Here is a 21,135-nt window from a genome sequence, read left to right on the forward strand (position 1 = left end):
TCCGGCAAAAGATCCGGCAACCGTCTCAGTCGTAGCGCCCCGTGGAATCCGGGCCGGTCACGGACGCCAGCGCGTCCGCGACCGGCCCTATGTCGTCCATGGACAGGGGTGAGACGGTCAGCCGCACACCGGGCGGGGAGGAGACCCGAAAGCGCGCACCCGGCGCCACCGCCCACCCCGCCTGCAGCAATCGCGCCACGGCGCCCGTCTCGTCCGGCACCGGAAGCCATACGTTCATCCCGCTGCGCCCGTGTGCCACGACGCCCCGGTCCCGCAGCGCCCGGACAAGCGCCTCACGGCGGTGTCCGTACGAGCCGGCGACCGCCGCCGCGTCCACCACGCCGGTCCGCCAGAGGTGCGCCACGGCCCGCTGCAGGACATGACTGACCCAGCCCGGCCCCAGGCGCTGCCGCCCGCGCACCCGGTCCACGGTGACGGCGTCGCCCGTGAGCACCGCGAGCCGCAGATCCGGCCCGTACGCCTTCGCGACGGAGCGCACGAGTGCCCAGTGATCGGTACCACCGGCGAGCGGGTGCAGGGGGAGGTCGACGATGCCGTGGCCGTGGTCGTCCTCGATGAGCAGCACATGCGGGTGGCCGGCGAGCACGGCCCGCAGCTCGCGGGCGCGCGCCGCGCTGACGGCCGCGCCGGTGGGGTTCTGCGCCCGGTCGGTGACGACCAGGGCCCGGGCGCCCTGCCGGAGTGCCCGGTCGGTGTCCTCGGGCAGCGGCCCGTCGTCGTCGAGCGCGACGGGGACCGCGCGCAGGCCGAGCGCGGAGATCAGGTCGAGGAGGCTGCCCCAGCCGGGGTCCTCGACCGCCACCTCGTCCCCGGGCCGCAGATGGGCGCTCAGCACGCGCTCGATGGCGTCGAGCGACCCGGAGGTGACCGCCAGCGGCCCGGCCGGGACCCGGTCCGCGTCGAAGGCGGCGCGGGCCATCCGCTCCAACTCCGAGTCGACGGCGGACGAGCCGTAGAGCACCGGGCCCTCGGCGGCGCGCGCGGCGGCCTCGGCGAGCGCCTCGCCGAGCGGGGGCAGCAGCGCCGGGTCGGGGTTGCCGGTCGAGACGTCGCGCACGCCTTCGGGCGCCTCCACGCGGATCAGCTCGCGGTGCGTATTGGCCGGGCGGTGACGCACCCGGCTGCCCCGGCGGCCCGATGTCTCGATCACCCCCCGCTCGCGCAGGATGCGGTAGGCGGCGGCGACCGTATTGGGATTGACCCCCAGCTCGACCGCCAACTCCCGCATGGGTGGCAGCAGTTCACCCGGCGCGAGCTTGCCCGATCCGACGGCACGCTCCACGTTCGCCGAGATGTCCGCTGCGCGGCGGCCTTCGATCCGATAGTCTCCTAGCACAAAGCCAAGTATGCACTAGTGCAATGGAGAGCGCAATGCCGGCACCCGTCTCCTCCGCCTCGCAGGAGCCGTCCGCGTACGGGCGGACCGAGCGGACCACCCTCACCCGCCACCGCGAGCGCGGTCACTACGACCGCGAGCTGGTCCACTCGATACTCGACGCGGGCTATGTCTGCCACCTCGGCTTCGTCCGTGACGGCGCGCCCGTCGTCCTGCCGACGCTCTACGGGCGCGTCGGCGACCGGCTCTACGTGCACGGTTCGACCGGCTCCCGCCCGCTGCGCGCCGCCGGGCAGACGGAGGTCGGCCTGCCCGTGTGCGTGACCGTCACCCACGTCGACGGGCTCGTGCTCGCCCGCTCCGCCTTCAGCCACACCCTCAACTACCGCTCGGTCGTGGTGCACGGCACAGCCCGGCCGGTGACGGACGAGGAAGAGACGAAGACCGCCCTCGACGCCCTCGTGGACCAGGTGATGCCGGGCCGCGCGGCCGACTCCCGCCCGGCGTCGCCCAAGGAACTGGCCGCGACGGCCGTGCTGGGCATCGATCTGACCGAGGTGTCCGCCAAGGTCCGCGACGCCGGGCCGATGGACTCCGAGGCGGACCTCGCCCTCCCCTTCTGGAGCGGCGTCGTCCCCCTCACCACCGGCTACGGCGCCCCGGTCCCCGCGGACGACCTCGCACCGGGCATCCCCCTGCCCGGCTACCTCACCGCTCGCTGAGCGGGTCCCCGGCCGCGGGGGGCGGCCGCGCCGCGCGCCTCGACGACGGCCAGCGCCGCCACCGCGCACAGGAGTACCGCCGTGCCCGTCACGGTCGCGGCGGTGAGGTGCTCACCGAGCAGGGCGACGGCGATGACCGCGGCCGTGACCGGTTCGATGAGCGTGACGACCGCGACCGTCGTGCCGCGCACCACCAGCAACCCGGTGAAGAACAGCCCGTAGGCGAGCGCCGTCGGCACGGTCACCAGATACCCCATCAGCCACAGGGTGCGGCCCAGCTCACGTGCCTGCGGCCACAGCCCCTCGGCGGCCGCGAGCGGCAGCAGGCAGACCGTTCCGACGGCGAAGGACGTCAGCGTCGTGGTGAACGGGTCGCCGCCCGCGCCCTTCCGGCCCAGGAACCGCTGAGCGAGGGTGAGCAGCGCGTATCCGGCGGCGGACAGCAGCCCGAGGGCCACGCCCACCGGCCGCACCGCGCCCGTGCCGTCGCTGCCCAGCATCAGCACGGCCAGCCCGAGAAGCGCGCCGCACACGGCCACCCGACCGCCCGCGCCGAGCCGTTCGCCCATCAGCGGCCTGCCGCCGAGCGCCACCATCACGGGCGCGGCCCCCAGGGTGACCACGGTGCCGACCGCGATGCCCGTCGCGTCCACCGCCCCGAAGTAGGCGGTCTGGAACACGGTGAGCCCCACGCCGGTGACCAGCGTCCGGAGCACCCGGCGCCGCCTCGGCTCGTACGCCCGCACGGGGCGCACCCGCGCTCGGCGCGAGCGCACGGCCCATGCGGCGAGCAGGAGGACGAGCCCTCCGGCCGTGCGCCAGAAAGTGAGCGCGACGGGACCGAGCCCGCTGCTGTCGAGGACCAGGGCGGCGGTCGGGCCCGTGGTCCCCCAGGAGGCGGCCGCGAGGGCCACGTAGAGCAGCCCGCGCCCGACCGAGGGGCCGGACGTGACCGCCCGGTCGCCCGGGGGCAGCGGAGAGGAGACGCCCGTCGCAGGGCAGGGGGAAAGGGTGGAGCGTTGCATGACTGTTCTCCCGCGGAAGACAAGAGGTGATCGCGTGGTCCCCTGTGCGGGCAGCGGCGATCCGCCCGGGGCATCGCCCCGAGCCCGGCCCTCCGGGAGCGGCCGCCCGCGCTACGCGGCGGGAGGCGGCAGAACAGTCATCGGCATGATCAGCACACTAAGCCGGGCGGGACGCTCGCGACAACTCCCCCTCGGCACCGACCGGAGCGCCCCCGCCGCCGGCCACCGGAGCGGCCGGGGCCGCCTTGGGCGTGGAGGTCTGTGCGATGAAGGCACCCAGCAGCACCACGGCGCCGCCCACGATCTGCGGTGTGGACAGGTGCTCGCCGAGCAGCACCCAGGCCAGCACCGTGGCGACGACCGCCTCCAGACAGGCGACCACCCCGGCCACTTGCGGCGAGAGACGGCGCACGGAAAGGACCCCGGTGAGGTACGCCGCCACGGTCGCGACCAGCACGATCCAGGCGAGCAGCAGCCCGGCCGGCACGGCCGTCCCGGCCAGCTCGGCCCCTCCGGCGAGCACCTGCCAGTCCATGGTCCAGGGGCTCGCGACCACCGTCAGGAGCCCGGCGCCGACGAGCAGTCCGTAGGCGACGACCCCGACCGGGTCGACGGGCTCGTCACCGTCGCCGCCATGGTCGGACAGGACGAAGTAGCCGACCTGGCAGCAGGCCGCGCCGAGGGCCAGCAGCAGGCCCACGGCGTCGAATCCGAGCCCGGCCCACACCTCCACGACGCAGGCGAGACCGGCGACGGCGAGCACGACCCCCACGGCGGCGGCCCGGCTGACGGAGCGTCGCTGGACGAACCGCACCCAGCCGAGCAACAGGGCGGGCCCGAGGTACTCGACCAGCAGGGCCACCCCGACGGGGATCCGGGCGATGGCCGCGAAGTAGCAGGCCTGTACGCCCGCGACGGCGAGCAGCCCGAAGCCCGCGAGGAGCGCGGGCCGGCGCATCACCAGGGCGCGGTGCCGCCACGCGACGGGCAGCAGCACCAGCGCCGCCCCGGCCACCCGGAGCCACACCACGTGGAGCGGGTCCAGGCCCGCCTCGATCAGTGGTTTGGCCGCGACGCCGGAGCCGCCGAACGCGAGCGCGGACACCAGAGCGGGCCCGAGGCCCGCGATCCTGCCCGTGCTCTTGTGTTGAGACGATTGCATCGCTGCATCATGGCAGCCGATGTCAGGAGCGTCACCCCTTTGGCTCCTGGCGAATGCGCTACCGCTCCAGGTCTGCGCTGCCCCTCCAGGTCTGCGCTACCGCTCCAGATCGAAAAGGTCGTCGAGGCGTGCGGTGAGGGTGTCGGGGTCGACCCCGGCCCGGCGCAGCACATGGACGGCCCGGCACCGGCGGTCGCGGGTCAGGGCAGCCAGCAGATCGAGCCCTTCCACCCGGTCCGCTCCCCGTGCGCGTGCGCGGGCCCGTGCGCCCTCCATCGCGGTGGCGGCGGCGGGCGACCAGCGGGGCATGCCCCCGTCGCCGGTCGCGGGCGGCAGACAGGTGCCCTCGACGGTGCCGCGCCAGCGCAGTCCGTAGCCGATGGTGCGCTGGACGAGGTAGCCGAGCAGCCGGGCGACCTGGGCCGGTCCGTCGTCGAAGGCGCGGGATGTCGCGGGATCGGCTTCCAGCAGGGTGTGCAGCAGATGGGCGGTGTCGACCTGCCGGTCGCCGTCGCGCTGGGCGCGCCGGCGCGCTCCCACGACCGCGAAGGCCAACTGCGCGCTGAGCGGGCCTTCGCTCGCGGCGTCGGCCGGTCCGGTGTCAGGTGTACGGCTTTGCACCCTCCCACCCCATCAGTCCCGTCCTGACGGGGCATCCCCGGAAGGGAGCATTCCCGCCTCCGACGCCAGTTGGGTGCGGACGATCAGGCTCTCATCCTTGAGGAGGAGGGGGCCGGATGCGTCTCGGGGGCGTACGGCATCCCTCCGCACGCCGCGTACGCACCGGCACACCGTCACACCGCACGCCCCGTTCACTCCTCCGGCCGTCATCGGACGATCAGGCGTGGCCGCCGCGCCGGGACTGCCGGGGGGGGACGTTCAGGTGACGTGCAACGTGGCCCGCCGCCCCCCGGCCGTGAACGTGTACTCCCCGCGCTCGACGCGTGGGCTTCCCGAGCCGTCGAGGTCGCCCGGCGTCACCGCGAGCACCCGTGCCGGGACCGTGAGACGGACGGTCCGCGCCTCACCCGCCGCCAGCCATACCTTGGTGAAGGCCACCAGCCTGCGCGGCGGGGCCAGCACCGCACTGACCGGCCGGGAGACGTGAACGGGCACGACCGTCTCCCCGTCCCGGGCGCCCGTATTGCGTACCCGCACGCTCACCCGCACGTCCGCACCGGCCGGCACCGAGGAGGAGCCGAGTGCGATCCTGTCGAAGTCGTAGGCGGTGTAGGAGAGCCCGGCGCCGAAGCCGTACGCGACGTCGTGCGCGGATTCGGCTCCCGCGTTGGTCCCGGGCAGTTGCTGGTAATGCACCGGCTCGTTCCCCGTCCTCCGGGGCCAGGACACCGGCAGCCGTCCGCCCGGGTTCACCTTGCCGAACAGCACGTCCGCGACCGCGTGCCCGCCCTCGGTGCCCGGCAGCCAGGACATCAGCAGGGCCTCGGTGCCCGCCGCGTCACCCAGCGCGAGCGGCCTTCCGGCGATCATCACCACCACGACCGGTCGGCCGCTCGCCTTCAGGGACTTCACCAGCGCCTGCTGGTCCGCGGCGAGTTCGGGCCGGGGGCTGTCGGCCTCCCCTTCCGCCGCCGCCTTCTCGCCGACCACCACGACCGTCACATCGGCGGTCCTGGCCTGTGCCGCGGCGTCGGCCGCGTCCTTCGGGCGCACGATCCGGGTGTCGGCGGGTGCCACGCGTCTGATGCCGTCGAGCACGGTCGTGCCCGGCAACCGCACCCCGTCGGGCACCCGCTGCCAGCCGACGGTCCAGCCCCCGGCCTGGCTGACCATGTCGTCCGCGTGGTCCCCGGCGACGACGATCTTCTTCACCGCCGGGCCGAGGGGCAGGGTGCCCTTCTCGTTGCGCAGCAGTACCTGCGACGCGGTGGCGGCGCGCCGGGCGAGATCCCGGTCGGCGGCGAGCACCGCCGCGTCGGCCCGGTCCGCGTCGACGTACGGGTGCTCGAAGAGCCCGAGGCCGAACTTGAGCCGCAACACCCGTCCGGCGGCCTGATCGATCCGCGCCCGGCTGACCAGCCCACGTCGTACCGCCGCCCGCAGCCCCTCGGTGAACTCCCGCGCCTCGTAGGGCTCCATCGTCATGTCGACGCCGGCGTTGACCGCGAGCGCGATGGCCCGCGGGTAGTCGGCCGCCACCTTGTACCGGGTGTGCAGCGCGCGGACGTCCTCCCAGTCGCTGACCACCACGCCGGTGAACCCCCACTGCTTCCGCAGCACCTTGGTGAGCAGATAGGGGGAGGCGGTCGCCGGTACGCCGTTGAGGGCGCCGGAGTTGACCATGACGCTTTTCGCCCCGGCCTCGATCGCCGTGCGGTACGGGGCGAGGAGGGTGTCCTGGAGGTAGCGTGCCGAGACGTCGGCGGGCACCCTGTCGTGCCCGTTGGACGGTTCGGAGTAGCCGCCGAAGTGCTTGACCGTCGCCGCGACCCGCTTGGCGCCCTGTGCCCCCTCGGTACCTCGCACGTGGGCGGCGGCCAGGGTTCCGGCGAGCAGGGGATCCTCGCCGTAGGTCTCGTAGTAGCGGCCCCAGCGCTGATCGCGGGCCAGGTCCGCGACGGGCGCGAAGTTCCAGTCGATGCCGGTGGCGGCGACGGCCCGGGCGGTCCCGGCGGCGACGGCCTCGGCGGTCACGGGATCCCAGGTGGCGGCAAGGCCGATCTGATGGGGGAAGACGGTGGCGCCGAGGACGTTGTTGTGGCCGTGGACCGCGTCGGCCCCGTACAGCACGGGGATGTGCAGCCTGGTCCTCTCCACGGCGTACCGCTGCACCGCGTTGACCATGCGGGCCCAGTCGCCCGGTGTGTTCCTCGGCGGTCCCATGCCGCCGCCGGAGAGCACCGATCCGGTGGCGTGGTCGCCGAGCACGGTCTTCATGCAGCTCTCGACGAGTTCGCCGCCGCCGGCCCGGCAGTCGCCCTGCATCCGGGCGACGGCGATCTGGTCCATCTGCCTGATCTTCTCGTCGAGCGTCATCCGGCCCAGCAGATCCTGTACCCGCCGTTCCGTACCGGCGCGAGCGTCCCTGTAGAGCGGCCCGCCCCCGTCCGCGGAGGTCACGGGCCCCGCCGGGACGGCACCGACGGCGGCCGCGCAGGCGGTGACGGCGGCGAGCGCGGAGGTGGGGTACCGCCATCGCGACCAACGGGACGCACCGGTCGCGCGGGTCCGGTGGTTCCCGCGCTTCCCACGGGGACGCAAAGCCATGGCGGCACTCCGTTTCTGTCGGATGCCGGAGGAGTCTTTCCGCGCCATGACACACCGTCAAGGCGCGACACACGGCGCCGGAAGGGCGCTCCCGCGCGACACCCACGGGAGCGCCCTCGCCCTACAGACCTCGCCCTACAGACCGCGTCCTACCGGCCCGGCCTGCGTTCCTCTTCGCTCAGTCCTCGTCGGCGAGGATGAGATAGAGCTTCTTGCGCGACTCGTTGATGACCGCGAGAGCCTTCCGCCGCTGCTCCTCGCTGCCGGTCTTCCAGACCTGGCCGAAGGCCTCCATCAGCCCGAAACCCGCCTGGCGGATCTCGTTGGCGGCCTCCCAGTCGATGCCGCGTCCGGCTTCCTCCCACGGCGCCCGCGCTCCCGCGTCGGCCTCGGTCCGGCCCGACTCGGTGAGCGTGAACAGCTTCTTGCCGCCCTCGCTCGCGCTGCTGATCAGCCCCTCGTCCTCCAGCAACTGGAGCGTCGGGTAGACCGATCCGGGGCTCGGCTTCCAGGTGCCGCCACTGCGCTCGACGATCTCCTGGATCATCTCGTAGCCGTGCATCGGCCGGTCCTTGAGCAGCACCAGGATCGAGGTCCGTACATCGCCGCGCCGGGCCCTGCCGCCGGGGCCCCCGCGCCGGTGGCCGCCGAACGGGCCCCCGCCGAAGGGCGGGCCGCCGAAAGGAGGTCCGAACGGCCCGAAGGCGGCGCGGCCGCCACCGAAGTCACCCCGACCGCGAGGGCCGGGTCCACCGTGCTCGTGCCCATGAAAACGCATGATGACGTTTCCCCCATCGTTGATCCGTCGTGATGCATCAACGATATATCGGAACCGATCGCATGACAGCGCCTTCGCGCCGCCCCGGCTCCCCGAACCGGGCCACATTTTCGGGATTGGCCGTGTCGTAGCAGGTCAATGGCCCTCTACAGTCCGGCCATGCGGATACGAATCGTCGATGCCTTCACCGACCGCCCCTTCGCCGGCAACCCGGCCGGGGTCCTGCTCCTCGACTCGGGCACCTTCCCCGACGACGGCCGGCTCCAGCGGATCGCCGCCGAGGTCAACCTCTCCGAAACCGCGTTCGCGCACCGGTTGCCGGGGGACGCCGCCGCCGACTGGGCGCTGCGCTGGTTCACCCCCACCACCGAGGTCGACATGTGCGGGCACGCCACGCTCGCGACCGCGCACGTCCTGCACAGCACGGGCACCGCCACCGGAACCGTGCGCTTCTCCGCCCGTTGCGGCATCCTCACCGCGACCGCGCACGACGACGGCTCGATCACCCTGGACTTCCCGACGTCGCCGCTCACCCCGGCCGCCGTCCCCGACGGCGTCGCCGCCGCGCTCGGCGCCGAGCCGCTCTCCGTGCTCGACACCGGAGAGCACATCGGCGACCTGCTGGTGGAGCTGGCCGACGAGAAGACCGTACGGGGCCTGTCCCCCGACGTCCGGGCGCTCGCCCGGCACTCCCGCCGGGGCATCATCGCCACCGCCGCGGCCGAGGACCCCGCGCGCGGCTACGACTACGTCTCGCGCTGCTTCTTCCCCAACGTCGGCGTCGACGAGGACCCGGTGACCGGCAGTGCGCACACCGCCCTGGCCCCCTTCTGGTCCGCGCGCCTGGGCCGCGACGACCTGACGGGCCTCCAGGCGTCCGCCCGCTCCGGGCTCGTACGGACCTCCGTGCGCGGCGACCGCACCCTGCTGACCGGCACCGCCGTCACCGTCATCGACGGCGAACTGCTCGTGTGAGGGGGGCGCTCGTCTTCGCCCACGGCTCCCGGGACCGGCCCGGTCAGGCCGTGGGCAGCCAGCCCACCTTGCCGGCGAGCAGCGCGTAGCCCACGAAGGCCACGACGTCGATCAGCGCGTGCGCGGCGACGAGCGGCCCGACGCGCCCCCATCGCCGGTAGAGCAGGACGAAGACGACGCCCATGGCCATGTTGCCGAGGAGACCGCCGATGCCCTGATAGAGGTGGTACGAACCGCGCAGCGCGGAGCTGGCCACCAGGGCCGCCATCGGCGTCCAGCCCAGCTGCCCGAGTCTGCGCAGCAGGTAGCCGACCACGACGACCTCCTCCAGCACCGCGTTCTGCGCGGCGGAGGCGATCAGCACCGGCAGCTTCCACCAGACGTCGGGCAGCGCCTCGGGCACCACGGTCAGGTTGAAGCCCGCCGCGCGGGCACCGAGGTAGAAGAGCAGACCGGTGCCGCCGATGGCCGCGGCGAGGGCCGTCCCCCACTTCAGGTCGAATGCCGGCCGCAGCCGGTCGAAGCCGATGGCACGCAGTCCCGCACCCTCGCGCAGCAGCAGATGGGCGACGAGGAGAACGGGCACCAGCGAGGTCGTGATGCCGAAGACCTGCCAGGCGAGATCCAGCCACGGGCGGCCGGGGGCGCGGCTTCCGTTGAGCGTGGCGGCCTGGTCGCTCAGCCCGCCGGGGCGGGTGGCCGCGCCCACAAAGCTGATCAGCGACGAGACGGCGCTGGCCCCGAGCGACAGCGCCAGGACGAGCAGCAGCTCGACGCGCAGCGTCCGCCGCGACAGCCCCGCGCCGAGGACCTCGGCCGCTCCGGGCGAGGAGCCGGGCAGAACACCGGGAAGGCCGCCGGGCGGAGCATCCACCTCGTCGCGCGCACCTCGTCGCACACCTGCCTCCACTTCCTCCCGCCCTCACACCCGCGGAGAGGAGCGTCACCCATGGTCGTCACCAGCTTGCCCGACGACCTCGCACCCGCCAAACGGCCGGCGCTCCGGGGCCCGGGTCAGGGCCCGATCCCGATGGGCCAGGTGTGCACGGGCTCGCCCGTCAGCATCAGTTCGCGGTAGCGCCGGGTGGTGGCGGCCAGCGCCCGGTCCCGGTCAAGCCCTGCGTCCCGGGCCCGGTGATAGGTGTCGGCCTGCCAGGAGGCCCCGTTCGCCCGGCGGCGGCAGCGCTGCTCGACGATGCCGAGGTAGCGGTCGCGGTCGGCGGGCTCGACACCCCACGCGTCGAGCCCCGCGGCGGCCAGCGGAAGCAGCTCCTCCTGCACGAGCCGTACGGCCGGCACCCGGGTCAGGGTGCCGTTGCGCCCGGCCTTGGGCCAGCGCAGGGTGGCGTCGATGCCGTCCCGGCAGGCCGCCTCGAAATTGTCCCCGGCGACGGCGAACGGCAGCCGCGTCCACACCGGCCGCCCCTCCTCCGCGAGCGCCCTGACCAGCCCGTAGTAGAAGGCGGCGTTGGCGATGGTGTCGGGGACGGTGGGGCCGGCGGGCAGGACGCGGTTCTCCACCCGTAAGTGCGGGACGCCGTCGGCGATGCCGTAGACGGGCCGGTTCCAGCGGTAGACGGTGCCGTTGTGCAGGACGAGCTCGTACAGGCCGGGCACCCCTCCCTCGTCCAGCACCCGGATCGGGTCCTCGTCGGCGGAGATGGGCAGCAGCGGCGGGAAGTAGCGGAGGTTCTCCTCGAAGAGTTCGTAGACCGACTCGATCCAGCGCTCCCCGAACCAGGTCCGCGGCCGTACGCCCTGGGCCTGGAGTTCGGGGGGACGGGTGTCGGTGGACTGCACGAAGAGCGGCGGGCGGGACTCGCGCCACAGCTCCCTGCCGAAGAGGAAGGGGGAGTTGGCGCCGACGGCGATCTGCGCGGCGGCGACGGCCTGCGCCGCGTTCCACACGGCGGCGAACCGGCTCGGGGTGACCTGGAGGTGCAACTGGACGGAGGTGCACGCCGCCTCGGGCGTGATCGACTTCGCGGTGCAGGCCAGCCGTTCCACGCCGTCGATGTCGATGGTGAAGTCCTCGCCGCGCGCGGCCACGATCGTGTCGTTGAGCAGGGTGTACCGATCGGCCTCGGAGAGGTTGGCGGAGACGAGGTCCTCCGGGGTGAGGGTCGGCAGAATACCGATCATCACGATCCGGGAATCGACTTCCCCGGCCTTGCGGTCGGCATAGGAAAGACCCGTGCGCAACTCCTCGGCGAGCTGGTCCAGGACGCGTCCGGACAGCGGGTGCGGCACGATATTCACTTCCAGGTTGAACCGCCCCAGCTCGGTCTGGAAATCACGGCTCGCAATACGCTCCAGCACCTTCGCGTTCATCATGCTCGGCATCCCGTCGGGCCCCGCGAGATTCAGCTCGATCTCCACACCCATGAGATTCCTGGGGCGGTCGAACCGCTTCTCCTCCAGCAGCCTCCCGAGCCCGCACAGACACTGCCGGAGCTTGTCCCGGTACCGCTGCCGGTCAGCGAGGTCGAACCCCTCGGCCACGACCTTCTCACCCATCGACGGGTCCCTCCTCACATGGGTCGCCCGCGGCGCCAGGCGCTCCAGTCAGCATCGATGATGCCCAGGCAATGTGATCGATAACGCCATGCCGGTGCCGCATACCCGGTAGGCTCGGCCCGAAGCGCACTCCGGCACATTCCGTCGGCATGATGCAACACCCCGGTCATATCGCATTGCGCTGGTGATAAACACCGACGAGATTCGGCCGACCGTATCCGGGGCAGATTCCGAGGTCACGAGAGCGGGCCGGGAACAAATTCACCGAAATCCCCCCGGAACCGAGCCCGGGTTTCCCCTTGCCGGAAATACTCGCGACCGCTAGCGGAAACACTCCGTGAACATGTGTCGTATAAACTCCATGGACAAGGCAGAGAGTAGGCGCCCTGGCAGTCGGTCCCGGCCCCCCTCTGACCCTGCACACCGACAGCGTCGTCCGCACCTGCCCAGCATCACCGTGTCTCCGAAGTGAGAGGCGACCCGCCATGCCCCTGCATGTCCCCCCTGCCCCCGCGCCTGCCCTCCGCTCGGTCCTGACGGCCCTCGGTTCCCCGACCGCGGTCCGTGAGGCACGCACCCCTTCCCTCAAGTCCACCCAAGGCCCCCTCACCGCCGAACTCCCGCTGCCCGTCCATGTCCTGGAGCACGTGACCGCCCGGAGCGGCGCGCCGCGCACCCGGCTCACCGGCTGGCGCTTTCTGATCAAGGGAGGCGAGCGGGCGGTGGCCGCGGGCGAGACGACACTGACCGCTGACGGCTGGGTGTTCTCGTACTTCTTCGAAGGACCGTACGTCGCCTCCACCGAGCTGGCCCTGCGCCAGGCCGACTCGATGGCCACGCCGTACCAACCGCGACTGCTGTCCGTACCCGAGCTCTACATGCTCACCCTCTGGCTGCATGCCGACATCACCGCCGACGCCTCGTCAGGCGTCCCCGGGCCGGGCGATCTGCTGGTGCCGCTCGCTCCCGCGCCGCCCGGAATAGCCGCCCACCGTCCGCACCGGGTCGCCGATCTGCTGACCGTCCTCACCCACCGGCTCGCCCCCGCCCCGCGTCTGAAGAACCCGGCGGCCTGAGCCCCCGGGACAGGGGCCGATCGACCGGGCAGGCATTCGAACCAACCGTCCCGCTACGAACACCGAGCGCCCCGCGACCCGCCGGTCGCGGGGCGTCGCACTGCCCTCACCCTTCAGACTTAGCCCACATTGACTACCCCGAACCCCCCAAAGGGGCCGTCGAGTTGGCAGCAACCGCCCGCACGGGTGATGCGTCTCCTCCCTGTGAGGAGCGCTGCCGGGAAATCCCTGCGGAATCACGCGCATAGGGCAACACTGGGAGCGACCGAACGATTCACCAACGGGGGGCGCGGCATGACCACCGCATCGAGCCGCACAACGCAGACCACACCGCAGCGAAAGAACCCTTCCATGTGCCAGCACCAGCCCGCATGCCCGTCAGCCGACTCCACCGACCGGGAAGCCGCCCATCTCGTGGCGCACTACCCGGAGCAGGGGTGGAGCCTGCTGTGCAACGGGGTCCTGTTCTTCGAGGACACCGGTGAGCTGCTGCCGGACGGTCAGATCATCGCACCGCACCGGCCGCTGGGCACCGAGCACGTGGTGACCGCCGCCTAGGGTGTGTCCGCGAAGTCGCGGCGTACGCCCGAAGGGCGTGGCCCGCGGCATTGGGGGCACCTCCCAGCGGTAGCTGGGGGAGCGTGCGATCGCAAGGCGGAGACCGCCCTCGTACTGGGCATACTCGGGCGGCTTTCGACCACGCGGCGAGCACGCGTGCCGGGCGTCGGGAGCCCGCAAAGATCCGCCGGCCAGGCCCTGGTGCCGGCACCGCACAGCGCGAAAGAACCGCATACGGAAACCGCATGCAGAAGGGGCCGGCCCGGCGCAATCGCCGAACCGGCCCCGACGTCTGTCAGCCCCGGGGAATCAATCCCCCGGGAAGGGCCGCCCGCCGAGGGCGGCCCGGACCGTCAGCCGTCGTACTCGTCCATCGGAGGGCACGAGCAGACGAGGTTACGGTCGCCGTACGCACCGTCGACGCGACGCACCGGCGGCCAGTACTTGTCGGCGGCGGACACCCCGGCCGGGAAGACGGCCACCTCACGGCTGTAGGAGTGCTCCCAGGCGCCGGCCACGGAGGCGGCGGTGTGCGGGGCGTTCCGCAGCGGGTTGTCGTCCTTGTCCCACTCGCCCGAGCCGACCTTCTCGATCTCGGCACGGATCGCGATCATCGCCTCGCAGAAACGATCCAGCTCGGCAAGGTCCTCGCTCTCCGTGGGCTCGATCATCAGGGTGCCGGCCACGGGGAAGGACATCGTCGGCGCGTGGAAGCCGTAGTCGATCAGGCGCTTGGCGACATCGTCGACGCTGACGCCGGTCGCCTTGGTCAGCGGCCGCAGATCGACGATGCACTCGTGCGCGACCAGGCCGTTCGGACCGGTGTAGAGCACCGGGAAGTGCGGCTCCAGGCGCTTGGCGATGTAGTTGGCGCCGAGCACCGCGACCTGCGTGGCGCGCTTGAGGCCCTCGCCGCCCATCAGCCGGACGTACGCCCAGGAGATCGGCAGGATGCCGGCGGAGCCCCAGGGGGCCGCCGAGATCGGACCGACGCCGGTCGCCGGGCCCGCGGTGGGCTGCAGCGGGTGGTTGGGCAGGTAGGGGGCGAGATGGGCGCGGACGGCGACCGGACCGACGCCCGGGCCACCGCCGCCGTGCGGAATGCAGAACGTCTTGTGCAGGTTCAGGTGCGAGACGTCGCCGCCGAACTCGCCCGGCTTGGCCACCCCGACCAGGGCGTTGAGGTTCGCGCCGTCGACGTACACCTGCCCGCCCGCCGCGTGGACCTCCGCGCAGATGTCGGCGACGTGCTCCTCGAAGACACCGTGCGTCGACGGGTAGGTGATCATCAGCACGGACAGCTCGTCGCGATACTGCTCGATCTTGGCCCGCAGGTCCTCGACGTCGACCTCGCCGTCGTCGGCGGTCTTGACGACGACGACCTTCATTCCGGCCATCACGGCGCTCGCGGCGTTGGTGCCGTGGGCGGAGGACGGGATCAGGCAGACGGTGCGCCCCTCGTCACCGTTGGCACGGTGGTACGCCCGCACGGCCAGCAGACCCGCGAGCTCACCCTGCGAGCCCGCGTTCGGCTGGATGGACACCTTGTCGTAGCCGGTGACCTCCGCGAGCCGCTCCTCGAGCTCGGTGATGAGCGTGAGATAGCCGCCCGCCTGCTCGACCGGCGCGAAGGGGTGCAGCGCACCGAACTCGGGCCAGGTGACCGGCTCCATCTCGGTGGTCGCGTTGAGCTTCATGGTGCACGAGCCGAGCGGGATCATGCCGCGGTCCAGGGCGTAGTCCCGGTCGGCGAGCCGGCGCAGGTAGCGCAGCATCGCGGTCTCGGAACGGTGCTGGTGGAAGACCGGGTGGGTGAGGTAGTCGTCGGTGCGCAGCAGCCCCTCGGGGAGCGCCTCCGCGACATGGGCGTCGAGCGCCTCGATGTCGGCGTCCACCTCGAAGGCGGACCACACCGACGCCACCTGGACGCGCGTGGTGGTCTCGTCACAGGCGATGCCGACCTGGTCGGCGTCGACCAGGCGCAGGTTGACGCCCCGCGCGCGGGCGGCGGCGACGACCTCGGCCGCCCGGCCGGGCACCCGCGCGGTGAGGGTGTCGAAGTACGCGCCGTGCACGACCTCGACCCCGCCGGCGCGCAGGCCCTCGGCGAGCAGCGTGGCGTAGCGGTGCGTACGCCGCGCGATGCCGGCGAGACCGTCCGGGCCGTGGTAGACCGCGTACATCCCGGCCATGACGGCGAGCAGGACCTGGGCGGTACAGATGTTGCTGGTGGCCTTCTCGCGGCGGATGTGCTGCTCGCGGGTCTGCAGGGCCAGGCGGTAGGCCTTGTTGCCGTCCGCGTCCACGGAGACGCCGACGAGACGGCCGGGCAGGCTGCGGGCGAACTTCTCGCGCACGGCCATGAATCCGGCGTGCGGACCGCCGAAGCCCATGGGCACGCCGAAGCGCTGGGTGGTGCCGACCGCGATGTCCGCGCCCAGCTCGCCGGGCGAGGTGAGCAGGGTCAGCGCGAGCAGGTCGGCGGCGACGGTGACGATCGCGCCCAGCTCGTGGGCCCGCTCGATGACCGGGCGCGGGTCGCGCACGGCACCGGAGGCGCCGGGGTACTGCAGGAGGACACCGAAGACGCCGCGCTCGGCGATGTCGTCGGGGATGCCCTCGGAGAGGTCGGCGACGACGACCTCGACGCCGGTCGGTTCGGCGCGCGTGCGTATCACCGCGACGGTCTGCGGCAGCGCGTCGGCGTCGATGAGGAAGACGCCGTCCTTGACCTTGCCCACGCGCCGGGACAGCGACATGGCCTCGGCCGCGGCGGTGCCCTCGTCGAGCAGGGAGGCGCCGGAGGTGGGCAGCCCGGTCAGGTCGGCGACGACGGTCTGGAAGTTGAGGAGCGCCTCCAGCCGGCCCTGGGAGATCTCCGGCTGGTACGGCGTGTAGGCCGTGTACCAGGCGGGGTTCTCCATGACGTTGCGCAGGATCACCGGCGGGGTGAAGGTGCCGTGGTATCCGAGCCCGATCATCGGGGCGAGGACCTCGTTGCGGTCCGCGAGCGTGCGCAGCTCGGCGAGGACCTCGGCCTCGCTGCGGGCGTCGGGCAGCCGGAGCGCCTCGGTGCTCTTGATCACGGCCGGTACGGCGGCGGCGGTGAGCTCGTCGAGCGAGCCGAAGCCTACCTGGGCGAGCATCTTCGCCTGGGCCGCGCTGTCGGGCCCCACGTGGCGGTGCTCGAACGGCGTGCCACGCTCCAGGTCGGAAAGGGAGATGCGGTGGGCTGTCATCTGCGGAGGCCTCCTGGTCGTTGCGACCTGCGAGGGGTACCACGGCGCGGGTACCCGGACGGCCTCCCCCTCTGTCATCTCAACCTGAGAGCTTCACCGGGCCGCACGGGGCGGTCCGGCTTTCACCGTCGGTGAGGAGGGGCTTCGTCGCGCTGTACCCGACCCGGCCCGCCCTGCTTTCCAGAGTGACCTCGTCCGCGCGGTACGTGTGCCTGAGAGATTCCGGGGAGGATTTGCTCCTTCGGCGCCCCCGTCGAACCCGTCAAAGGATCTCGGAGGACTCTCCCGCGTGGGGTCTGCAGCCACTGTCAGCCTACCAGCGCGGGTCCAAGCGGATCCCTCGAGTGGCCGGTTCCCGCTTTGTGCCTTTTCGTGGTTCTCAGGGCTTCTCTGTGCTTCTCTGTGCTTTCCCGGGGGCCTCGGAGGTCGCTGGAGTTCCGTAGGGCAGGCGCGACCACGGGAGGAACCGTGCAGACCGATATCGATCCGCGGAGTCTCATCGGCCGCAAGGCGTTCGACCGCAATGGCGCGAAGATCGGCACCGTGGACGAGGTGTACCTCGACGACGCGACCGGGGAACCGGAGTGGGCGGCGGTGCGCACCGGGCTGTTCAGCCGGGACGCGTTCGTGCCGCTGGAACCGAGCCGGGTCGAGGACGACACCCTGCGCATCCCCTATGACCGGGCGCTCATCAAGGACGCCCCGGACTTCGGGGTCGGCCGCCACCTCTCCCCCGAACAGGAACTGCAGCTCTACCACCACTACGGGCTCGACCTCCCCCCGCCGGACCCCGAGACCGCCCCTCGGCCCGGCGCTCAGCCGGACACGCCACCGGCCAGCGGCTGACCGTCGGACCGGGCCCCGACAGGCGGCTCCGGCTGCTCGGACGGCTCCGGCTCAGCAGACCCGGGCAGAGCCGCCGGATCCCCCGGTTCCGGCGGCTCCGGCGGCTGCTCCCACGCGGCTCTGATCAGCGGCAGTGGCTCCCCCGGCTCGAGCGCGGGGTCGTCCACGGCGAACGTTCGCACCCGGCCGGGTGCGGACCAGGGTTGCTCGAAGCGCACGGTGACCCGGCCGACGCCGCTGCCCTGGATCCAACCGGTCCCGTACTCGGTGTGCCGGATGTCCAGCCCGGGCACCCAGCGCCGCGGCCGTCGCCCGGCCGCCTCGTCCGGGGCCGGCTCCCCATCCGCCTCGGCGGTCGGTGGTCTTTCCGCGTCGGCGGCGGCCTCGGCCGTAGCCGCCGCCTGGGCGAAGAGGTCCTCCTGGGTGTAGTCGGCGAGCCCGGTGACGCCGACCCCCAGCAGCCGCACCCCCGCCGTGGTGTCCACGCCGTCCAGCAGCCGCCGCACGGCCTCCCGCACCACCCCGAGGTCGTCCGTCGGCCCGCGCAGCGTCTCCGAGCGCGTCAGCGTCGAGAAGTCATAGCTCCGCACCTTGATGACGACGGTGCGCCCGGACCGTCCCGCCGCCCGCAGCCGCTGTACGCAGCGCTCCGCGAGCCGCGCCAGCTCCAGCTCCACGCGGGTCCGGTCGGTGAGGTCCTCCTCGAAGGTGTCCTCCACGGACACCGACTTGGCGTCCCGCTCGGCCACCACGGGACGGTTGTCGCGGGCGGTCGCCAGGGCGTACAGCCCCGCACCGTGTGCCTTGCCCAGCAGCCGCACCAGCTCCGCCTCGCCCGCCTCGGCCGTATCGCCCACCGTCGTGAGCCCGGCCCGCCGCAGCGTCTCGGCCGTGGCCGGTCCCACGCCGGGGATGGCCCGCACCGACATCGGGGCCAGCAGCTCCAGCTCGGTGCCCGGCTCGATGACGACGAGGCCGTCGGGTTTGGCCTGCTCGGAGGCGATCTTCGCCAGCATCTTGGAGCCGGCGAGCCCCACCGAACCGCTGAGCCCCGTCGCCTGCCGGATGTCCCGCCGCAGCCGCTCCCCCACCGCCCGTACGACCGCCGAGGAGGGCTCGACGCCACCGGCCTCCAGATCCACGAACGCCTCGTCCAGGCTCAGTGGCTCCACCAGCGGGGACAGCTCCCCGAGCAGCCCCATGACCACCTCGCTCACATCGCGGTAGAGCGTGAACCGGGGCGCCAGATAGGCGGCATTGGGGCACAGCCGCCGAGCCTGGGCGGTCGCCATCGCCGAGTGCACACCAAAGGCCCGTGCCTCGTACGACGCGGTGGCCACGACGCCCCGGGGGCCGATCCCGCCGACCACCACGGGCTTCCCGCGCAGGCTGGGCTTGGCCGCCTGCTCCGCCGCGGCGTAGAACGCGTCCATGTCCAGGTGCAGGATGGTCGGTGCGGCTCTCACGTCTCCGATGCTGCCCTACACCACTGACAATCGCACTGACCTGCGACGGAGCATCCTCCATAGGCCTGCCGGAAGGCCGGGCGGCCAGCCGCTCAGCCGACCCGGTTGCGCCGCCTCGCCAGCTCGTCCGCCGGGTTGTGGCCGATGAGCGTCTCGCCGGTGTCGACGCGCTCGCCGTGCAGCTTGGCCAGCGCGCTCTCGACGTCGCGCCACACCACCCCCACGGCGATCCCGAAGACGCCCTGGCCGCCCTGGAGGAGATCGACGACCTCGTCGGGCGAGGTGCACTCGTAAACCGTGGCACCGTCGCTCATCAGCGTCATCTGCGCCAGGTCGGCCACGCCGCGCGCCCGCAGATGCTGCACCGCGGTGCGGATGTTCTGCAGGGAGACCCCGGTGTCCAGGAGCCGCTTCACGATCTTGAGGACGACCACGTCCCGGAAGCTGTAGAGCCGCTGGCTGCCCGATCCGTAGGCGGGCCGCACGCTCGGCTCCACGAGCCCCGTGCGTGCCCAGTAGTCCAGCTGGCGGTAGGTGATACCCGCCGCCGCGCATGCCGTGGGACCTCGGTACCCGACGTGGTCGTCCCCCGGCTCCTGCGGCGCGCCGACCGCCGCCGAAGGGCCATGACGGGGTCCGGGTTCGACCGTTCCCCCATGCAGCGGATACGGACCGCCGACCGCCGTACCGTCGCCCGTGCTTCTCACGCCGACCTCCGTCCTTGACCTGCCTTCTCGACGGTAGGCAGTCACCCGGGGTGCGTCAACGATCGCCACACTCGGCACGCCGAGTGATAATCACCCAGAGAGTGGTTTTACGTGTCCCAGCGCCGGGAAGGGCTACTCGAATGCGCCGCGGACGCTCCTCCGGAGACCGCGGGCGCGCCTCACTGGCTGTTGGTGCCGAAGTCCTCCGGCGAGATCTGGTCGAGGAACTCGCGGAACTTCTCCACCTCGTCCTCCTGCTCGTCCGGGATGGCGATTCCCGCGTCGTCCAGCACGCCGTCACTGCCGTAGATCGGCGTGCCCGTGCGCAGCGCCAGCGCTATGGCGTCGGACGGCCGGGCGCTGACCTCCACGCCGCTGGCGAAGACCAGCTCCGCGTAGAAGACCCCTTCGCGCAGGTCCGTGATGCGGACCTCCGTCAGCTGCTGCCCGACCGCGTCCAGCACGTCCTTGAAGAGATCGTGGGTCAGCGGGCGGGCGGGGGCCATGCCCTGCTGGGCGAAGGCAATGGCCGTCGCCTCCCCCGGTCCGATCCAAATGGGGAGGTAGCGGTCGCCTCCCACTTCACGCAGGAGCACGATCGGCTGGTTGGAGGGCATTTCCACCCGGACACCCACGACATCGAGCTCGTTCACACAGCAACCCTAGGACGTGCCCGGCAGGTTTGGGTAGTCGGGCCACCCTCCGGTCAGTACGGGCGCGGGTGGAGGGCGCTGCGCACCAGGGCCGCGTGGAGCCGTACGGACAGCGCGGCGAGCTCCCGCGCGGTGGCCTCGGCGTGTGCCCTGGTCTGCGGATTACGGTGCCGCCGCAAGGGTGCGACCACCTGTTCGACCAGTCCGGCCTCACGGTCGGCGGCGGCTTTCATGGCGCGAAGGTGCCGGGGTTCCAGGCCGAAACGGCCCAGATCCGCGACGAGCTTGGCCACCGCGACGGAATCGACGTCGAATCCGCCGTCCGGGTGGGCGCCGATCAGGCCGTAGGACTCCCATTCGGCGAGCTCGGGCTCGGTCACACCGATGACGGCCAGCAGCTCGGCACGGCCGATACGCGTGGCCACAGGCGGCTTCGAGCCCGCCTCCACGGCCTCCGGACCGATGGGGTCCACCGGGGCGCCCTGAGCGTCCCTCTGCTGCCCCGGCGCGGGCAGCTGTACCCGCTCGCCCCGGGCCAGGGCGTCCAGCTGTTCCCGGATGACCTTGAGCGGAAGATAGTGGTCACGCTGCATGCGCAGCACGAACCCCAGTCGCTCCACGTCCTCCGCGCTGAATTTGCGGTAGCCGGACGGGGTGCGCTGCGGCTCCACCAGGCCTTCCGCCTCCAAGAAACGGATCTTGGAGATGGTGACCTCGGGAAATTCGTCCCGCAGCAGATTGAGCACCGTGCCGATGCTCACCAATCGGCCGTCCGCGCCGGCGGCACCGGAGGATCCGGTGCCGCCCGACGATGTTCGAAGCATGG

General features: G+C 72.4%; 18 protein-coding genes and 1 riboswitch. Of the genes, 5 read left to right on the top strand and 13 right to left on the bottom strand.

Going from position 1 to position 21,135, the window contains the following annotated elements; genetic code table 11:
* Window positions 1-25 precede the first annotated feature (25 nt).
* Window positions 26-1,357, bottom strand: a complete 1,332-nt coding sequence (locus tag ACZ53N_RS19305; RefSeq protein WP_469142035.1) for an aminotransferase class I/II-fold pyridoxal phosphate-dependent enzyme — start codon at window positions 1,355-1,357, stop codon at window positions 26-28.
* Window positions 1,358-1,392: 35 nt separating this feature from the next.
* Between ACZ53N_RS19305 and ACZ53N_RS19310 the strand changes: the two genes are divergently transcribed.
* On the top strand, window positions 1,393-2,079 hold the full coding sequence (locus ACZ53N_RS19310) for a pyridoxamine 5'-phosphate oxidase family protein (protein ID WP_469142036.1): 687 nt from the start codon (window positions 1,393-1,395) through the stop codon (window positions 2,077-2,079).
* Here ACZ53N_RS19310 and ACZ53N_RS19315 read toward each other — a convergent pair.
* The 5 genes from ACZ53N_RS19315 to ACZ53N_RS19335 form a co-directional block, all read right to left on the bottom strand.
* Complete coding sequence (locus tag ACZ53N_RS19315) at window positions 2,061-3,104, bottom strand: DMT family transporter (RefSeq protein ID WP_469142037.1); 1,044 nt, start codon at window positions 3,102-3,104, stop codon at window positions 2,061-2,063. The two genes, ACZ53N_RS19310 and ACZ53N_RS19315, sit on opposite strands and share 19 nt — an antisense overlap.
* Window positions 3,105-3,261: 157 nt before the next feature.
* On the bottom strand, window positions 3,262-4,266 hold the full coding sequence (locus ACZ53N_RS19320; protein ID WP_469142038.1) for an EamA family transporter: 1,005 nt from the start codon (window positions 4,264-4,266) through the stop codon (window positions 3,262-3,264).
* 96 nt (window positions 4,267-4,362) lie between these two features.
* Complete coding sequence (locus ACZ53N_RS19325) at window positions 4,363-4,887, bottom strand: Clp protease N-terminal domain-containing protein (protein ID WP_469142039.1); 525 nt, start codon at window positions 4,885-4,887, stop codon at window positions 4,363-4,365.
* A 258-nt stretch (window positions 4,888-5,145) separates the two neighbouring features.
* Complete coding sequence (locus ACZ53N_RS19330; RefSeq protein WP_469142040.1) at window positions 5,146-7,494, bottom strand: glycoside hydrolase family 3 N-terminal domain-containing protein; 2,349 nt, start codon at window positions 7,492-7,494, stop codon at window positions 5,146-5,148.
* A gap of 178 nt (window positions 7,495-7,672) precedes the next feature.
* Window positions 7,673-8,272, bottom strand: a complete 600-nt coding sequence (locus tag ACZ53N_RS19335) for a PadR family transcriptional regulator (RefSeq protein WP_469142041.1) — start codon at window positions 8,270-8,272, stop codon at window positions 7,673-7,675.
* Window positions 8,273-8,431: 159 nt separating this feature from the next.
* On the opposite strand from ACZ53N_RS19335, the gene ACZ53N_RS19340 reads away from it, so the two are divergent.
* Window positions 8,432-9,247: a PhzF family phenazine biosynthesis protein gene (locus ACZ53N_RS19340; protein WP_469142042.1), complete on the top strand. Its 816-nt coding sequence runs from the start codon at window positions 8,432-8,434 to the stop codon at window positions 9,245-9,247.
* Between the two features lie 43 nt (window positions 9,248-9,290).
* Here ACZ53N_RS19340 and ACZ53N_RS19345 read toward each other — a convergent pair whose 3' ends face one another.
* Entirely contained in the window at window positions 9,291-10,088 is a 798-nt protein-coding gene (locus ACZ53N_RS19345; protein WP_469142058.1) for a CPBP family intramembrane glutamic endopeptidase, read from the bottom strand.
* A 173-nt stretch (window positions 10,089-10,261) separates the two neighbouring features.
* On the bottom strand, window positions 10,262-11,764 hold the full coding sequence (locus ACZ53N_RS19350) for a glutamate-cysteine ligase family protein (protein ID WP_469142043.1): 1,503 nt from the start codon (window positions 11,762-11,764) through the stop codon (window positions 10,262-10,264).
* Between the two features lie 485 nt (window positions 11,765-12,249).
* Between ACZ53N_RS19350 and ACZ53N_RS19355 the strand changes: the two genes are divergently transcribed.
* Window positions 12,250-12,840 carry a hypothetical protein gene (locus tag ACZ53N_RS19355; protein ID WP_469142044.1) on the top strand — a complete coding sequence of 197 codons (591 nt, stop codon included), beginning with the start codon at window positions 12,250-12,252 and terminating at the stop codon, window positions 12,838-12,840.
* A 351-nt stretch (window positions 12,841-13,191) separates the two neighbouring features.
* Complete coding sequence (locus ACZ53N_RS19360) at window positions 13,192-13,398, top strand: DUF5999 family protein (RefSeq protein WP_207303840.1); 207 nt, start codon at window positions 13,192-13,194, stop codon at window positions 13,396-13,398.
* 353 nt (window positions 13,399-13,751) lie between these two features.
* On the opposite strand, the gene gcvP is transcribed toward ACZ53N_RS19360, so the two are convergent.
* Window positions 13,752-16,637, bottom strand: coding sequence for an aminomethyl-transferring glycine dehydrogenase (gene gcvP, locus ACZ53N_RS19365; RefSeq protein WP_469142045.1), 2,886 nt, complete (start codon window positions 16,635-16,637; stop codon window positions 13,752-13,754).
* A gap of 190 nt (window positions 16,638-16,827) precedes the next feature.
* Window positions 16,828-16,935: riboswitch (glycine riboswitch) on the bottom strand.
* Between the two features lie 170 nt (window positions 16,936-17,105).
* On the opposite strand from gcvP, the gene ACZ53N_RS19370 reads away from it, so the two are divergent.
* Complete coding sequence (locus tag ACZ53N_RS19370) at window positions 17,106-17,483, top strand: PRC-barrel domain-containing protein (protein ID WP_469142046.1); 378 nt, start codon at window positions 17,106-17,108, stop codon at window positions 17,481-17,483.
* Here the strand turns inward: ACZ53N_RS19370 and ACZ53N_RS19375 are convergent.
* The 4 genes from ACZ53N_RS19375 to ftsR all read right to left on the bottom strand — a co-directional run bounded on the left by ACZ53N_RS19375 (window position 17,453) and on the right by ftsR (window position 21,133).
* Complete coding sequence (locus tag ACZ53N_RS19375; RefSeq protein ID WP_469142047.1) at window positions 17,453-18,949, bottom strand: DNA polymerase IV; 1,497 nt, start codon at window positions 18,947-18,949, stop codon at window positions 17,453-17,455. The genes ACZ53N_RS19370 and ACZ53N_RS19375 overlap by 31 nt on opposite strands.
* A gap of 92 nt (window positions 18,950-19,041) precedes the next feature.
* Complete coding sequence (locus tag ACZ53N_RS19380) at window positions 19,042-19,656, bottom strand: MerR family transcriptional regulator (RefSeq protein ID WP_469142048.1); 615 nt, start codon at window positions 19,654-19,656, stop codon at window positions 19,042-19,044.
* A gap of 179 nt (window positions 19,657-19,835) precedes the next feature.
* Window positions 19,836-20,309, bottom strand: a complete 474-nt coding sequence (locus ACZ53N_RS19385; RefSeq protein ID WP_184736688.1) for a bifunctional nuclease family protein — start codon at window positions 20,307-20,309, stop codon at window positions 19,836-19,838.
* Between the two features lie 53 nt (window positions 20,310-20,362).
* A complete protein-coding gene (gene ftsR, locus ACZ53N_RS19390; protein ID WP_469142049.1) occupies window positions 20,363-21,133 on the bottom strand; it encodes a transcriptional regulator FtsR in 771 nt (256 codons plus the stop codon).
* Between the last annotated feature and the right edge of the window lie 2 nt (window positions 21,134-21,135).

Source organism: Streptomyces sp. NPDC033229 (assembly GCF_055576875.1).

Coding starts and splice junctions, on each gene's coding strand:
- ACZ53N_RS19310 (WP_469142036.1), top strand. CDS start 1,393: ATGCCGGCACCCGTCTCCTCCGCCTCGCAGGAGCCGTCCGCGTACGGG.
- ACZ53N_RS19315 (WP_469142037.1), bottom strand. CDS start 3,104: ATGCAACGCTCCACCCTTTCCCCCTGCCCTGCGACGGGCGTCTCCTCT.
- ACZ53N_RS19320 (WP_469142038.1), bottom strand. CDS start 4,266: ATGCAATCGTCTCAACACAAGAGCACGGGCAGGATCGCGGGCCTCGGG.
- ACZ53N_RS19330 (WP_469142040.1), bottom strand. CDS start 7,494: ATGGCTTTGCGTCCCCGTGGGAAGCGCGGGAACCACCGGACCCGCGCG.
- ACZ53N_RS19335 (WP_469142041.1), bottom strand. CDS start 8,272: ATGCGTTTTCATGGGCACGAGCACGGTGGACCCGGCCCTCGCGGTCGG.
- ACZ53N_RS19340 (WP_469142042.1), top strand. CDS start 8,432: ATGCGGATACGAATCGTCGATGCCTTCACCGACCGCCCCTTCGCCGGC.
- ACZ53N_RS19350 (WP_469142043.1), bottom strand. CDS start 11,764: ATGGGTGAGAAGGTCGTGGCCGAGGGGTTCGACCTCGCTGACCGGCAG.
- ACZ53N_RS19355 (WP_469142044.1), top strand. CDS start 12,250: ATGCCCCTGCATGTCCCCCCTGCCCCCGCGCCTGCCCTCCGCTCGGTC.
- ACZ53N_RS19360 (WP_207303840.1), top strand. CDS start 13,192: ATGTGCCAGCACCAGCCCGCATGCCCGTCAGCCGACTCCACCGACCGG.
- gcvP (WP_469142045.1), bottom strand. CDS start 16,637: ATGACAGCCCACCGCATCTCCCTTTCCGACCTGGAGCGTGGCACGCCG.
- ftsR (WP_469142049.1), bottom strand. CDS start 21,133: ATGCTTCGAACATCGTCGGGCGGCACCGGATCCTCCGGTGCCGCCGGC.